The organism is Candidatus Enterovibrio escicola (assembly GCF_002464935.1).
GTDB classification, from domain to species: domain Bacteria; phylum Pseudomonadota; class Gammaproteobacteria; order Enterobacterales; family Vibrionaceae; genus Enterovibrio; species Enterovibrio escicola.
This window is the reverse complement of sequence record NZ_NBYY01000009.1, coordinates 101302-117074: the sequence shown is the minus strand read 5'-3', so window position 1 is coordinate 117074 and position 15773 is coordinate 101302. Positions and strand designations below refer to the sequence as shown.

The 15773-nt window shown below is 40.9% G+C and carries 9 protein-coding genes and 2 pseudogenes; 9 read left to right on the top strand and 2 right to left on the bottom strand.

The genetic code is table 11. The features are described 5' to 3' along the window. Positions 1-103 precede the first annotated feature (103 nt). The 3 genes from dapB to carB all read left to right on the top strand — a co-directional run bounded on the left by dapB (position 104) and on the right by carB (position 5784). Positions 104-922, top strand: a complete 819-nt coding sequence (gene dapB / locus BTN49_RS02195; protein WP_097355827.1) for a 4-hydroxy-tetrahydrodipicolinate reductase — start codon at positions 104-106, stop codon at positions 920-922. Between the two features lie 463 nt (positions 923-1385). Further along, entirely contained in the window at positions 1386-2525 is a 1140-nt protein-coding gene (gene carA, locus BTN49_RS02190; RefSeq protein ID WP_097355826.1) for a glutamine-hydrolyzing carbamoyl-phosphate synthase small subunit, read from the top strand. 16 nt (positions 2526-2541) lie between these two features. After that, positions 2542-5784 carry a carbamoyl-phosphate synthase large subunit gene (carB, locus tag BTN49_RS02185; protein WP_097355825.1) on the top strand — a complete coding sequence of 1081 codons (3243 nt, stop codon included), beginning with the start codon at positions 2542-2544 and terminating at the stop codon, positions 5782-5784. Positions 5785-6154: 370 nt separating this feature from the next. Here carB and BTN49_RS21710 read toward each other — a convergent pair. After that, a pseudogene (locus tag BTN49_RS21710) lies at positions 6155-6395 on the bottom strand (IS982 family transposase); the annotation flags it as partial. A gap of 214 nt (positions 6396-6609) precedes the next feature. Then, positions 6610-7995 (bottom strand): serine-type D-Ala-D-Ala carboxypeptidase, encoded by a 1386-nt coding sequence (dacB, locus tag BTN49_RS02180; protein ID WP_223823708.1) that lies wholly within the window; start codon positions 7993-7995, stop codon positions 6610-6612. 433 nt (positions 7996-8428) lie between these two features. On the opposite strand from dacB, the pseudogene BTN49_RS21705 reads away from it, so the two are divergent. The 6 genes and pseudogenes from BTN49_RS21705 to glmM form a co-directional block, all read left to right on the top strand. After that, positions 8429-9134 (top strand): annotated as a pseudogene (locus BTN49_RS21705) (IS982 family transposase); the annotation flags it as partial. A 690-nt stretch (positions 9135-9824) separates the two neighbouring features. Continuing rightward, positions 9825-10298, top strand: coding sequence for a transcription elongation factor GreA (gene greA / locus BTN49_RS02165; protein ID WP_190319183.1), 474 nt, complete (start codon positions 9825-9827; stop codon positions 10296-10298). Positions 10299-10804: 506 nt separating this feature from the next. After that, positions 10805-11434, top strand: coding sequence for a 23S rRNA (uridine(2552)-2'-O)-methyltransferase RlmE (rlmE, locus tag BTN49_RS02160; RefSeq protein WP_097355823.1), 630 nt, complete (start codon positions 10805-10807; stop codon positions 11432-11434). Positions 11435-11485: 51 nt separating this feature from the next. Further along, positions 11486-13429, top strand: a complete 1944-nt coding sequence (gene ftsH, locus BTN49_RS02155) for an ATP-dependent zinc metalloprotease FtsH (RefSeq protein ID WP_097355822.1) — start codon at positions 11486-11488, stop codon at positions 13427-13429. Between the two features lie 87 nt (positions 13430-13516). After that, positions 13517-14368, top strand: a complete 852-nt coding sequence (gene folP, locus BTN49_RS02150; RefSeq protein WP_146679023.1) for a dihydropteroate synthase — start codon at positions 13517-13519, stop codon at positions 14366-14368. Beyond that, on the top strand, positions 14365-15702 hold the full coding sequence (glmM, locus tag BTN49_RS02145) for a phosphoglucosamine mutase (protein WP_097355821.1): 1338 nt from the start codon (positions 14365-14367) through the stop codon (positions 15700-15702). Before folP ends, glmM begins: the two co-directional genes overlap by 4 nt. The last annotated feature ends 71 nt before the right edge of the window (positions 15703-15773 follow it).

Sequence of the window (15773 nt, the reverse complement as noted above, 5' to 3'; positions counted from 1 at the left end):
ATTGTTCCTATTTCTTTAATACGTAAAGCGTAGTTAACATTGTGACTACGGGGAATTGAAGGCAATAAAGGTAGCAAAAGAGGTAGTGTAAAAGAGGATGCATATGGTTAAAATTGCAATTATGGGTGCTGCCGGACGAATGGGACTACGGTTAATTAAAGCGACGGATGGTATCGAAGGTGCAAGTCTAGTCGCGGCAAGTGAGTGTTCGGAATCGACGTTAATTGGAACTGATGTAGGCGAATTAGCGGGTATTGGAAAACGGGACATCACTCTTGTCGCCGATTTAGAGAAGGTGGTGGACACGTTTGATGTGATTATTGATTTTACAACTCCTGTTGTGACGTTGAGGAGTCTGGTACTTTGCCAACGATACGGTAAAAAATTGGTGATTGGTACCACGGGCTTTACCGATGAACAAAAAGCACAGATAGATGCTGTTGCTAATGAGGTTGGGATCGTGATGGCACCCAATTACAGTGTAGGCGTCAACCTTGTTTTCAACTTGCTAGAAAAAGTAGCGAAGGTTATGGGGAATTACTGTGATATAGAAATAATTGAAGCACATCATCGCTATAAAGTTGATGCACCATCAGGGACTGCTATCGGTATGGGCGAAGCAATTGCGGGTGCTATGGGCAATAAGCTCAGTGATGTGGCTGTTTATGCTCGTGAAGGTATAACTAATGGACGGCGTAGAAATGAAATCGGTTTTTCTACGATCCGTGCTGGCGATATTGTGGGTGAACATACAGTGATGTTTGCTGATATTGGTGAGAGAATTGAGATCTCGCATAAAGCTACGAATCGAATGACGTTTGCTAACGGGGCAGTACGTGCTGCAATTTGGATTGCAACCAAGAAAACAGGATTATTCACTATGAAAGATGTGTTGGATCTAGATTTACTATGCAGTAAGTAAATGTTTTTTTCATTGTTTCATTATTATGTCTTTCTAAGTGTAAGCTACTTTCCCTTTCTAAGAGACAAACACATAGTTTCATTATTTCTTATGGTTGAATGACAGGATCGTCGGTGATTCGTCAATAAATTAGCATTTATATTCTGAGTGTAGAATTACTGTGTGATAAGAAAAGGAAATTTCTCTTAACGCAGTTTAATTTGATTAGAAACATATTAAGTACATAACGAAGCATTTGTTGTCATTTCATGTATTAGTATGATTTTTATATGTTTTGGGGTTAAAACTTGTCAGTTTACCAAAAAGTAATACTCATTTGTATCAAGGTTATTGACACATCAGGTATCCATCTCTAGAATTCGCACAATTTGTCAAATTTTGGCTTGAAGTTGTATTGTCAACTAATCGGGAATGATTAGATGCGCACTTATTTACCTTTTTGCATTTTTATTTGGAGGTTGTTTTGAGTAAGTCCGCGCTCTTAGTCCTCGAAGATGGAACCGTTTTCTACGGTGTGTCCATAGGTGCTGATGGGGTTGCCGTTGGTGAAGTTGTTTTTAATACGTCGATGACGGGATACCAAGAGATTCTCACTGATCCTTCCTATTTCCAACAGATAATTACACTGACTTATCCCCACATTGGTAATACCGGTATTAATACTGAAGACGAAGAATCCACTAAAATACACGCTAAAGGCTTAGTAATTCGCGATCTCACCCTAATCGCCTCTAATTTCCGTAGTCAACAATCTCTGTCAGATTACCTAATGTCTCAAAATGTTGTTGGTATCGCAGATATCGATACTCGTAAACTTACGCGTCTTCTTCGTGATAAAGGCGTGCAAAACGGATGTATCGTGGTGGGAAATAATATTAATGAAGCATTGGCGTTGGCAAAAGCAAAAGAGTTCCCTAGCCTGAGGGGAATGGACTTAGCGAAAGAAGTGACCACTGCTGAAATTTATGAATGGAAATATGAATCATGGAGACTTGCAGTAGGTTTAACTGTAGCCAAAAATGACAGCGAATTACCATACCATGTGGTAGTGTATGATTTTGGTACTAAGCGCAATATCTTGCGTATGCTGGTTGATCGTGGCTGTCGTTTGACTGTTGTTCCGGCCCAGACCTCGGCCGATAGTGTGTTGGAAATGAATCCAGATGGCATTTTCTTATCCAACGGACCTGGTGACCCAGCAGCTTGTATCTATGCAATTGAAGCAACCAAAATTTTTCTTCAAAAAGGCTTACCAATTTTTGGTATTTGTTTGGGGCACCAAATTTTAGCACTTGCTAACGGTGCGAAAACCATGAAAATGAAATGTGGACACCATGGTGCTAACCATCCGGTCAAAGATTTGGTTCGAAATATCGTTATGGTCACCAGCCAAAACCACGGTTTTACTGCTGATGAAAGTACACTGCCTGAGAACCTGCGTGTGACACACAAATCTTTGTTTGATGGTTCATTGCAAGGTATTCATATCACGGATAAGCCAGCATTTAGCTTCCAAGGCCATCCCGAAGCAAACCCAGGACCACACGATGCAGCACCGTTTTTTGATCACTTTATTGAACTTATAAAAAAGCACACCGCGTAATCCGGAGTAGCAAAGAATGCCAAAACGTACTGACATAAAAAGTATTCTTATTCTTGGTGCAGGTCCAATCGTCATTGGACAGGCGTGTGAGTTTGATTACTCAGGAGCACAAGCGTGTAAAGCACTAGCTGAAGAGGGATACCGAGTTATTTTGGTGAACTCTAATCCAGCTACGATCATGACTGATCCAGATATGGCTGATGCCACTTACATCGAACCCATCCAATGGGAAGTTGTACGCAATATCATTGCTAAAGAACGTCCCGATGCGTTGTTGTCAACCATGGGGGGTCAAACAGCTTTGAATTGTGCCTTAGATCTTGAAAGGAACGGTGTTTTGTCAGAGTTTGGGGTGGAAATGATTGGTGCAACTGCAGATGCAATTAATAAAGCCGAAGACCGTTCATGCTTTGATCAGGCAATGAAATCAATTGGACTTGCGTGTCCACTAGCGGATACTGCAAAAACCATGGAAGAAGCCTACAAGGTTCTCGATATGGTCAGTTTCCCTTGTATTATCCGTCCGTCTTTTACAATGGGTGGATCGGGTGGTGGTATTGCGTATAACATCGAGGAGTTTGAAGAAATTTGTCGCAATGGGTTGGATTTGTCACCGACCAATGAAGTGCTGATTGATGAATCCTTGATCGGTTGGAAAGAATTCGAGATGGAAGTAGTTCGGGATAAAAAAGATAACTGTATAATAGTTTGTTCAATCGAGAATTTCGATGCTATGGGTATCCACACAGGTGATTCCATTACAGTTGCACCCGCACAAACGTTGACAGATAAAGAATACCAGCTTATGCGTAATGCTTCCTTGGCTGTACTGCGTGAGATTGGTGTAGAAACGGGGGGAGCGAACGTTCAGTTCGGTATTAATCCGAAGGATGGCCGTATGGTTATTATCGAAATGAACCCACGTGTTTCACGCTCTTCTGCACTGGCGTCTAAGGCAACAGGTTTCCCGATTGCAAAGGTAGCTACGAAATTGGCAATTGGGTACACCCTTGATGAATTGATGAACGATATCACTGGGGGTGCTATACCAGCATCATTTGAACCGACAATCGACTACGTTGTCACTAAAATTCCCCGTTTTAACTTCGAGAAATTTGTAGGTGCGAATGACCGTTTAACCACGCAGATGAAATCAGTAGGTGAGGTGATGGCAATCGGTCGTAATCTGCAGGAATCTATGCAAAAAGCGTTGCGTGGTTTGGAAGTTAACGCAACTGGTTTTGATGAGATGGTTAATCTAGATATCCCTGATGCATTGATCAAAATTCGTCATGAACTTAAGGATGCAGGTGCTGAACGTATTTGGTACATCGCAGACGCATTCCGCGCAGGCATGTCGGTTGACGGTGTATTCAAACTTACTAATATTGACCGTTGGTTCTTGGTTCAGATTGAGAATCTCATTGAGATAGAAGCCGAAGTAAGAGCAAATGGGCTTACACGATTGAACAAGGATACATTGTATAAACTGAAGCGGAAAGGTTTTTCAGATGCAAGACTGAGCAAGTTATTGGGTGTGAGTGAAAGTGAAATCCGTGAATTACGTGACCAGTATGGTGTCTTTCCAGTTTACAAACGTGTTGATAGCTGTGCCGCAGAATTTATGTCTGATACTGCGTACATGTATAGTACGTACGATGATGAGTGTGAAGCTCATCCGACCGACAAAGATAAGATCATGATACTTGGCGGTGGACCAAACCGTATTGGTCAGGGTATTGAATTCGATTATTGCTGTGTGCATGCATCATTGGCTCTGCGTGAAGACGGTTACGAAACAATTATGGTTAACTGTAATCCCGAAACGGTTTCAACTGACTATGACACCTCAGACCGTTTGTATTTCGAGCCTGTTACGTTGGAAGATGTACTTTCAATTGTACGTGTAGAAAAACCAAAAGGTGTGATTGTCCAATACGGTGGTCAGACACCGCTGAAACTTGCACGTCTGCTTGAAGCTGAGGGTGTTCCAATTATTGGTACTAGCCCTGATGCAATTGATCGTGCAGAAGATCGTGAGCGGTTCCAAAAAGCTGTTGATCGTCTTGGATTGAAACAACCTGAAAATGCGACGGTAACGACCCTAGATCAAGCAATAGAAAAATCAAAAGCCATTGGTTTTCCACTGGTTGTTAGGCCGTCTTACGTTTTAGGTGGACGTGCAATGGAAATTGTATACGATGAAATTGATTTGCGTCGCTACTTTGCAAAAGCGGTAAGTGTGTCAAATGAATCACCAGTACTGTTAGATCGTTTCCTTGATGATGCGATAGAAGTAGATATTGATGCAATTTGTGACGGTGAAAGAGTGCTCATTGGGGGCATCATGGAGCATATCGAACAGGCAGGAGTTCATTCCGGTGATTCTGCTTGCTCATTACCTGCATATACACTGAGTCAAGAAATTCAAGATGTCATGCGTCATCAAGTTGAAAAGCTGGCTTTTGAACTAGGCGTTCGTGGTCTTATGAACACGCAATTCGCTGTGAAAGATAATGAAGTGTACCTAATTGAAGTAAATCCTCGTGCGGCTCGTACTGTTCCTTTTGTTTCAAAAGCTACGGGTGCTCCTTTGGCAAAAATTGCCGTCCGTGTGATGATTGGTCAGTCTCTTGAGTCTCAAAATTTTACTCAAGAGATTATTCCACCGTATTTCTCAGTAAAAGAGGTGGTGTTTCCATTTGATAAGTTCCTAGGTGTAGATCCACTGTTGGGACCAGAAATGCGTTCAACGGGTGAGGTTATGGGAGTGGGTTATTCTTTCTCAGAAGCTTTTGCTAAAGCTGATCTAGCCTGTGGCAAAAAATATAATGAGCAAGTTCGTGGCCGTGCACTCTTGTCAGTTCGTAATAATGATAAACAACGTGTTGTTGACCTCGCGGCAAAACTTATAAAACTTGGTTTTGAGCTGGATGCTACTCACGGTACTGCTGTTATCCTCGGCGAGGCTGGGATCAATCCACGTTTGGTAAATAAGGTTCACGAAGGTCGTCCACATATTCTTGACCGTATCAAAAATGGTGAGTACAGCTATATAGTGAACACTACTGAAGGTCGTCAGGCGATTGAGGATTCTAAAATTCTACGTCGAGGTGCATTGGCTGCAAAGGTAAGCTATACAACCACGCTAAATGCATCATTTGCGACTTGTATGGCACATACAGCGATCAATATATCGAAAGTTAATTCTCTGCAAGAGCTACATGCTCTTGTGGCAGAAAAGTACCGCAAAGCATAATGTATTATAAATAAATAAACAATGGATGCGTCGTCGGGAAGCCACCTTAGATAACCTGCTTATCTACCTTATGGTTGTCTCTCATACACTAATTCTTTGATGAAAATAGAGGGATTTCATTGCGTCTACTTTTGTATCATTGATGTTACATGAGAAATCTTATTTTTAGATAAAAACAGTGAGTTGGAAGACATCTTTAATGTGATCAGTTAGGTGATATTGGCTGAACAAGGCTACTTGTTAAGCTTGAATCTTTAACATATTATGCACTGTTGAACTTCTCTGTATAAAACCAGTTTAACAATATAACGACAGCTGCATTAACATAACCTAATATCTGCATAAGCCCTTGCTTGTATAGATATTAGGTTAATTCAGGAAATTTGTTAGTGAGGAAAAAGCAAACAAAGTGGATGTAATAGGTTGTGAAGTCTTGATATCCCGATTGATAGAAAGCTATCACTATCGTCATCACTTTACTAACGGAGAGGAGAGAAGGCTTGTTTCTCTGTTTGTTTGATACCGGAAGAAATTAGGTATTTTTCCCATGTAGGGAGGAAAATCTGGCAGAAGTCGTCGACATTGACGCAAACAGCGTCCAAGTTATTCATGACAAAGTGCTTATGCAAGTAGATATTTTTTTAAACGATCAAATCGCGACTTTAGCATCTAGTTCCTTTCGTATACATAGTTTAGGTTAACTGGTGCAGTTTTTTGATCTTTGAGATGTGATCAAGAGAAAGCTTTTATGGAAAATACTTTTATCGTTCGTATTCAAATCTTTGATGCGTAAAACATGTGAAGAGGTGACAGATTATAAATGGTTTATTGAGGGATGAGTGTTGAGTTAAAGAGTGCTTGATAGAGACCTTGCTCAAATTGAGTGATTGGAGGAGCTACGTTAGTAGGTAGATCTTCGGTATCTGGAATATGGTAATTAGTGATGAGTTGAATGACTAAGAGATCCCTATCTTGCTCAGTTTTGAGCATACCAGCAAGGTTATAGTCACCATAAAGAGAACCCGTTTTAGCGATGAGATTGTGTTTTAGCGGAGGATGTCGGACGCTGTCACGGTATTTCAATGTACCATCAATGCCTGAGATCGGAAACATTGCTAATATCCCAAGTTCTAGGTGGGTATAGAGATACTGCATTACTAGCATTAACTGCTTAGCAGTCATGCGATTGTTGCGTGACAATCCTGATCCATCTACCATTACAGCGTGTGAGAGATCGATGTTACTCTTCTCTTTTAAGATTGCTTTTATCGCTGTGATACCGTTAGTGAATGTTCCTGACTGATTATAATAACGATGTCCCATAGTCTTAAGAAGATTTTCGGCGATGAGATTATCTGAACGCTTGAGCATTGTATTTAATAGCTCATCCCGTTTTACCGATGAATGAGTAGAGATCAAATGTCGTCCCCCATAAGGGGCACCAATTTGAATTTTTCCTTTTATAGGAACACCAGCTTTTTTGAACTCAGAAAGCAATATGTCACTGACGAATTTTTTTGTATTTTGAACGGCAAATTTCAAAGGAAATGGCTGATTTCTGTGTAATAGGCATCCGCTTAATCGATAGCTGTTGTTATTTCTGTAGTAAAGTTCGAGAGTACAATGCAGGGATTTCTTTTCTTCTTTAGTGACCATGATGGCATCACTTTTTATGGATACAGGTTGAAAGTTTGAGACGAGTACACGAGTGTTGCGTTTGTTCTCTACGCTGTAAACGGCGCTATGAACGCAGTTTCTCTCAAGTGAAATTGCGGCAGAAGGTGCGCTGTAGCAAATTCCAAGAATATCCCAAGGCCAACCAACGGCACGCTCGTAACCAGTAAAGATCGAACCATCTAACCACACATCACCGTTAATACGACGAATACCTTGTATTTTCATTTCATTTATCAATGATTGGAGGTCTTTCCGTTTTAGGGTGGGATCACCGCTAAATTGGAAAATGATGTCATTACTTCTACGATAAACATGAGTATCGAAGGTGAAGTTTTGTGGTAGATAGAGTGCAGCAGCTAATGCAGTCACGAGCTTTTGTGTGCTGGCGGGTGGCAGCAAAATATGATCGTTTAACTCTATGAGTGTTTGCATACTATTAGCGTCTTGTACTAAGAGTGTTAATTGACTGCCTATAGGGAGCATGGCTTCTAGCATACTTATTGGCACAGCAAGTGTCCGAAGAGGGAAAAACAATGAAATGATTAATGGGTAGTTTCGCAAAGTTTAATTCTCCTGTAACAGGATAAAAATCAGTATGATATAGAGAAACATCTACTAGATAAAGGTAGGTGTTTTTGTATCTGGATTAAACCTGAGTTTAAGTCTGAAAAATGACAATTTTCAAACAATCTGTTAATGCCATTTCTTTAAAAATAACGGAAAACTTCTTAACCCTAAACATTTTTTAAGTCGATGATTGATCCTTGCTTTATCGAAGGTAAGCTTTCATCCGTGACCTTTCTTAAGTTTATCTCTCTTTTATACAATCATGTATTTAATAAATTGATTATGATTTAAAGGGGCATTGTTGATTAAATCAACCTGAGCTGCGTATAAGAAATGAACTAAATGCCCAAGTCGAGATCTGATCATTAAAAAAAACTATTGACTGCGTAAGGACTTGGGCATGAATAACTTAGACGCTGTTTGCGTCGATGTCTGCCAGACTTTCTGCCTTGCATGGAGAAAACACCTAATTTCTTCCGGTATCAAACAAAGAAACAATCCTTTTTGCCTCTCAGTTAGCGAAGTAATGACGATAATGATAACTTTCCATCAATCGGGGTATCGAGACTTCAAAATCTATTACATCCACTTTGTTTGCCGCTACCTCACAACGAATTTCCTGACTTAGTCAGCTACATGAGAACGCTCAAGTTCATGAAAGGTGTTCTGGTTCCGCTTTGCTCTTACCCCATTTACCGTTAGGAAAGGCCTTCGTTGATTCGTCCAAGCTATAGGTTTGTCACAACCTACGCATTCCCAGACATCCGGTTTTTAAAGGTACCGAAAAGCGAAGAAAAGGAACGGTAGGGTGGTTTTACGGCTTTAAATTACACCTTATTATCAATGACCAAGGTGGCATTATCTCAGTCAAAGTGACGAGGCAGTCAAAGTGACGAGACAGTCAACGTGGAGGATAGAAAGCCTGTGTAAGAAAGGGCTGAGGAGCTTTGGGGGTGTTTATACAGAGACTAGGTTATATTTCTGTTTCATTGGAGCGGGAACTTGCAGACAAGAGAGTGAGACTGATAACGGGTGTGAAAAAGAATATGAAACCCAAAGTGATGAAACTTTGGAACCGACTAATGTTCCGGAAACAATTTATTATTTAACACGTTTTTAACCAATTAAAAAACATCTCCCAAATCGAGCATCAAGATGACTCGGCGTGATAAGCAAACGCTGATGCAGATCTGAGGTTAGTTATGGTGATTACCCTCTAAAATTATAGTATTCCACACAAATAAAAATCTATTGCATACATGACCACAATTTATCTGATATTACTTAAGACCGAATGCAGGAGAATAAAATGTCTTGATTGACCAACTATACTTAGAGGTTTAAACTGATACAAAGTGTATACATGTAGGAAAGCGCAATGCATCAACTTGAACATCCGTGTATAGCTGATAAAATTAGGAAAGTTACCTGTTAGGTGCTTTATACAAGTTGAGTGTAATACGTCCTAAAATCACGAAACTAAGATTGATGAAAAGATACAATAATCGTCATGACTTCACTGATTGAAAGGCAAGAGGGTTTATTTTTTGTTTTGGCATTTGAAATTAGGTCATGTATCCAATAAGTTGTAGTGCTCGTCAGTATGATAATCTACATGGTAGCATTAGTGTCGATCATTACAAATACCATGCTTTTTAACAGCCCCTAGTGACCTAATCAAATAACTTGTTTAGACTAAGAATAAAGATATTTGTTTTCTTCGTCCGCATTACTGTTTTAGATGTGGCTTTTTTTTGCCAAAATTAAATATTTTTGAGACAGAGGTATTATGATTTATGGATAAAGTACCCATGACCGTTCGTGGCGAGGAAGAACTGCGTGAAGAGCATGATCGCTTGATGAAGCGACGCCCTCTCATTACGAAAGCGATTGCTGAAGCGCGTGAGTTTGGCGACCTTAAAGAAAACGCAGAGTACCATGCTGCGCGTGAAGAACAGGGATTCTGCGAAGCCCAAATTCGAGATATCGAATATAAGTTGTCAGTAGCACAGATCATCGATATTTCCAAAATACCAAATCGTGGTAAGGTGGTCTTCGGTGCGACCGTTACCTTGATTGATTGTAATACCGATGACGAAGTCACCTATCGAATCGTTGGTGATGATGAGGCTAATATCAAAAAAAATCTGATCTCGGTCAACTCGCCGATAGCACGTGGCTTAATTGGGAAAAAGGAAGGGGATGATGTTGCTATTTCGACACCTAGTGGTGTGAGAGAGTTCGAAGTAAGCAGTGTAGAGTATGCGTAACATAAATGAAGATGTTAACGGTTATTACGGATGTCAACGTTAAGAGTATGTACTGTGCTATAACGTAAGACGGAGGTGGAAAGACAGCTTTCTTCTAGCGGTAAACTACCATAGTTTTGCCAATAACTTGTTTTTCTATGCCATAACTCATGAACCATTGCTTCGACAATCAGTCCATTTAATTAAAGGGTCTTCAGACACAACTTTTTCCTTGAACAATTCGTGATATTCAAGGTGTTTTCATACCCAGTAAGACTGACTTCTGTCAGACTATGGATGCTGATTAGAACGTCAGGTTTAAGTAGATTGGGTATAGACCTTTAAGGTGCTTATCTAGCATGCTGATAGATTAATGTTGACTTGATTTGTTGTTTTATCAGGGTTGAATACGTGACATTTTAACACCCTCTCTATTCAAAGTTTAAACAGGATAAATATCTCGCTGGAAAAAATGTTGCTACTTAACTGTCATCACTTAACTGTTATAATAAAGGGTTAGGTAACACATGCGTAAAAAAAAATACTCAGCGAGTTCAAGCCGCTGGTTAAAAGAACATTTTAATGACAAATATGTCCAAGATGCTCAAAAAAAAGGGTTTCGTTCACGTGCGATTTTTAAATTGCAGGAAATTCAAGGTAAAGAAAAATTGCTTAAACATGGTATGACGGTGGTTGACTTGGGAGCAGCACCTGGTGGATGGTCTCAATACATTGCCAAACAGATCGGTGAGAATGGCAAAGTTATTGCGTGTGATATTCTACCGATGGATTCTTTGCTAGGCGTTAGTTTCTTGAAGGGAGATTTTCGTGATGAAGCTGTAATGAACGCGTTGCTGGATCGTATTCAACCAGATATGGTCGATGCAGTCATGTCTGATATGGCACCTAATATGAGTGGCAATTTGGTATCAGATCAACCAAAAGTAATGTATTTAGTTGAATTAGCGCTTGCAATGTGTCGTCAGGTTTTGGTGCCAGATGGTGTGTTTGTTGTGAAAGTTTTTCACGGGGAAGGTTTCTATCCCTTTTTGGCTGATGTACGTAAGATGTTCAAAGTAGTAAAAATTTGTAAACCCGCTTCCTCCCGGGCACGCTCCCGTGAGGTCTACGTAGTGGCTACAGGCTATAAACTGTAGTACGCTACCTTTATTAATAATAGTATTCGCGGGGCTAACACCTTGAGTGATATGGCAAAAAACCTGATTTTATGGCTGGTTATCGCTGTTGTATTAATGTCTGTGTTCCAAAGCTTTGGAACAAGTGACAATGCTAGCCATCCAGTCGATTACACTACGTTTGTCCAAGAAATAGGGCAAGATAAAATACAACAAGTACAATTCGACAATCAAAAACTGAAAGTAATACGCAGTGATGGAAAACAGTATGTCACTCACATGCCTGTCCTTCAAGATCCGAAATTACTGGATGATCTGCTCAACCATAAAGTACATGTCCGTGGTACACCTCCAAAAGAGACGAACATTTTTACGACTATTTTTATATCTTGGTTCCCAATGTTACTCCTTATTGGAGTATGGATTTTTTTCATGCGTCAGATGCAAGGTGGTGGTGGTAAAGGTGCAATGTCCTTTGGTAAATCTAAAGCGCGAATGATGAGTGAAGAGCAAATCAAGACAACCTTTGGAGATGTTGCTGGTTGTGACGAAGCAAAAGAAGAGGTGAAAGAACTTGTCGATTATCTGAAAGACCCTAGCCGCTTCCAGAAACTAGGTGGTAAAATTCCAACAGGTGTACTGTTAGTTGGTCCTCCAGGTACAGGTAAAACGTTACTGGCAAAAGCGATTGCAGGTGAAGCAAAAGTTCCGTTTTTTACCATTTCTGGTTCTGATTTTGTGGAAATGTTTGTAGGTGTGGGTGCATCCCGTGTACGTGATATGTTCGAACAAGCGAAGAAAGCATCACCTTGTATTATTTTTATAGATGAAATCGATGCTGTAGGTCGTCAACGGGGTGCTGGCTTAGGTGGTGGTCACGACGAGCGCGAACAAACATTGAACCAAATGCTGGTTGAAATGGATGGTTTTGAAGGTAATGAAGGTGTTATTGTAATCGCAGCTACTAACCGTCCAGATGTTCTTGATCCAGCGCTATTGAGACCCGGTCGTTTTGACCGCCAAGTTGTTGTTGGTTTGCCAGATGTACGTGGTCGTGAACAAATTCTGAAAGTGCACATGAGAAAAGTGCCTTTAGGAGAGGATGTTGAAGCTTCTCTGATTGCAAGAGGTACACCAGGATTTTCGGGTGCTGATTTGGCAAATTTGGTCAACGAAGCTGCACTGTTTGCTGCTCGTAGTAACAAACGTGTTGTCGCCATGGCTGAATTTGAATTAGCAAAGGACAAAATCATGATGGGTGCTGAGCGAAAATCTATGGTGATGTCCGAAGAAATTAAAGAATCCACTGCGTATCACGAAGCTGGACATGCTCTTGTTGGTCGACTCGTTCCTGAACACGATCCGGTTTATAAAATGTCAATAATTCCTCGTGGGCGCGCATTGGGCGTGACCATGTATTTACCAGAACAAGATCGTGTAAGTATGTCTCGTCTACATCTAGAATCAATGATTTCGAGTTTGTATGGCGGACGTTTAGCTGAAGAAATTATTTATGGTTTCGATAACGTATCGACGGGTGCATCGAACGATATTGAACGTGCGACTGATATTGCTCGTAAGATGGTCACTCAATGGGGTTTTTCTTCAAAATTAGGTCCACTCCTATATGCAGACGATGAAGGGGAAGTTTTCTTAGGTCGCTCTGTCATGAAAACAAAGCATGTTTCTGATGAAACAGCACGTCTTATTGACAGTGAAATCCGTGTGCTTATTGACCGTAATTATTTACGTGCGCGTAAGCTAATCGAAGAAAATATGGACATCATGCATGCGATGAAAGATGCACTGATGAAATATGAAACAATTGATGCCGCACAGATCGATGATCTTATGTCAAGACGTCCTGTGCGTGAACCAGCAGGCTGGAATGTAGATGATGACTGTTTTAATAATACACAAGAAAATACGGATGATGAAGTTAAAGCGGATACACCTTTATCAACCGATGATCAAAATTCTGAGACTGTCAACTCAGATGATACATCTGAAGTGTAAACTTAATTTTATGATGAATATACCTCGAGCTAGTTCGGGGTATTTCTTGTTTATCTTATAAATTGCAGGCTCAATCAATGTTCATTTATGATACTGACCAGTAAAGAATACGTACTCGACCTTTCTTCACCGAAAGTGATGGGTATATTAAATGTTACTCCTGATTCATTCTCTGATGGAGGTCAATTTTATACTCGAGATACCGCCCTATATCATGCGGATCAGATGCTGTTTGAGGGCGCCTCAATATTGGATATTGGTGGGGAATCAACACGGCCTGGAGCCGAAGAGATTTCTGTTGAAGAGGAACTCTCGCGTGTTATTCCCATAATAGAAGCTATTCGGACACGTTTTGATTGCTGGATTTCTATTGACACCAGCAAGGCTGATGTCATGACAGAAGCCGTTAATGCAGGTGTTAATCTGATTAATGATGTCCGTGCTCTTCAAGAGCCGAAAGCGCTTGATGTTGCAGCGGCGGCGGGAGTGTCAGTCTGTCTCATGCATATGCAAGGACAGCCACGCTCGATGCAAATTTATCCGCATTACAATGAGTTATTCTCGGATATTCATTGTTTTTTTGAAAAAAGAATAGAGGCCTGCAAACAGGCAGGTATCAATAAAAAACAGCTGATCTTGGATCCTGGATTTGGATTTGGCAAAACTTTAACCCACAATTATCAATTACTCTCGAAACTAGAGGATTTTCATCGGCATGGTTTGCCAATATTAGCAGGTATGTCCCGTAAATCTATGATTTGTGGATTTTTGGAGAAATCTACGAGCGAAGTATTAGGTGGAAGTTTGGCATGCGCAACCATTGCAGCTTTGAAGGGAGCTCAACTTATTCGTGTTCACGACATAAAAGAAACTTCAGATGTAGTGCGTATAGTGAGTATGGTACGTGACTCAGCAGATCTACTTGGAGATATACAGTGACTGAACGTAAATATTTTGGCACGGACGGTGTTCGTGGAAAAGTCGGTCAATTTCCGATTACACCTGATTTCATCCTCAAACTTGGTTGGGCAGCGGGTCGAGTACTCAGTCAACAGGGAACGAAAAAGGTTCTGATCGGAAAAGATACCCGTATTTCTGGTTATATGTTGGAATCCGCATTAGAAGCAGGTTTGTCCGCCGCAGGTTTACAGGCCGCGTTTACGGGGCCGATGCCAACACCAGCAATTGCTTATCTAACTCTAACTTTTCGTGCGGAAGCTGGTATTGTTATATCTGCTTCCCATAATCCTTACTATGACAATGGTATTAAATTCTTCTCGGCGGAAGGCACAAAACTGCCTGACCATATTGAATTAGCGATCGAAGCTGAACTTGAAAAACCGTTGACCTGTGTAGAGTCGGCCGAGTTGGGTAAAGCAAAACGTATTGTGGATGCAGCTGGTCGGTACATTGAGTTTTGTAAAGGTACTTTCCCGTCAGAAATGAATCTTAAGGGACTAAAAATTGTCATTGATTGTGCTAACGGTGCGACCTATCACATCGCACCATCCGTCTTCTCCGAACTTGGAGCAGATATCGTGGCAATGGGCGTTGAACCTAATGGTATTAATATTAATGATAAAGTTGGGACAACCGATATCAGAGCACTCCAAAAACTTGTAGTTGAGGAGGAAGCTGTTCTTGGTATTGCCTTTGATGGTGATGGTGATCGTGTCATTATGGTTGACCATGAAGGCAATAAAGTTGATGGTGATCAGATCACCTATATAATTGCTCGTGAGTCTATGCGTCGTGGTGATTTAAAGGGTGGTATTGTCGGCACGATAATGACAAATATGGGGATGGAAGTTGCTCTAAGGAAGCTTGGTATTCCATTTACCCGCGTAAAAGTTGGCGATCGTTATGTGATGCAAAAGTTAATCGAAAATGGTTGGAGAATTGGTGCGGAAAACTCAGGCCACGTTATTTTACTTGATAAGGTGACGACGGGTGATGGGATTGTCGCGGCACTTCAAGTGTTGGCAAGTGTTGTTGGCACGGGTATGAGTTTGAAAGATCTCTGCGATGGCATGTCAATGTTTCCACAAGTACTTGAAAATATACGCTATAGTGGGAGTGGTGATCCAATTTCATCGGATGCAGTGATGATAGCGACTGCAGCGGTTGAAGCCAAACTTGGCGAAAATGGGCGGGTACTATTACGTAAATCTGGTACTGAACCTTTTATTCGAGTTATGGTTGAAGGTGAAAATGAGGAGGAAGTACAAGGCTACGCATTTGAAATTGTGGGTGCAGTAAAAGCAAGTTTCTGAGCTAAATAGGGGAGCGGTAGAGTTGCGGGTAGGTCTGGTTATAAATTGTGACGATAGAATGAAACGTGCTG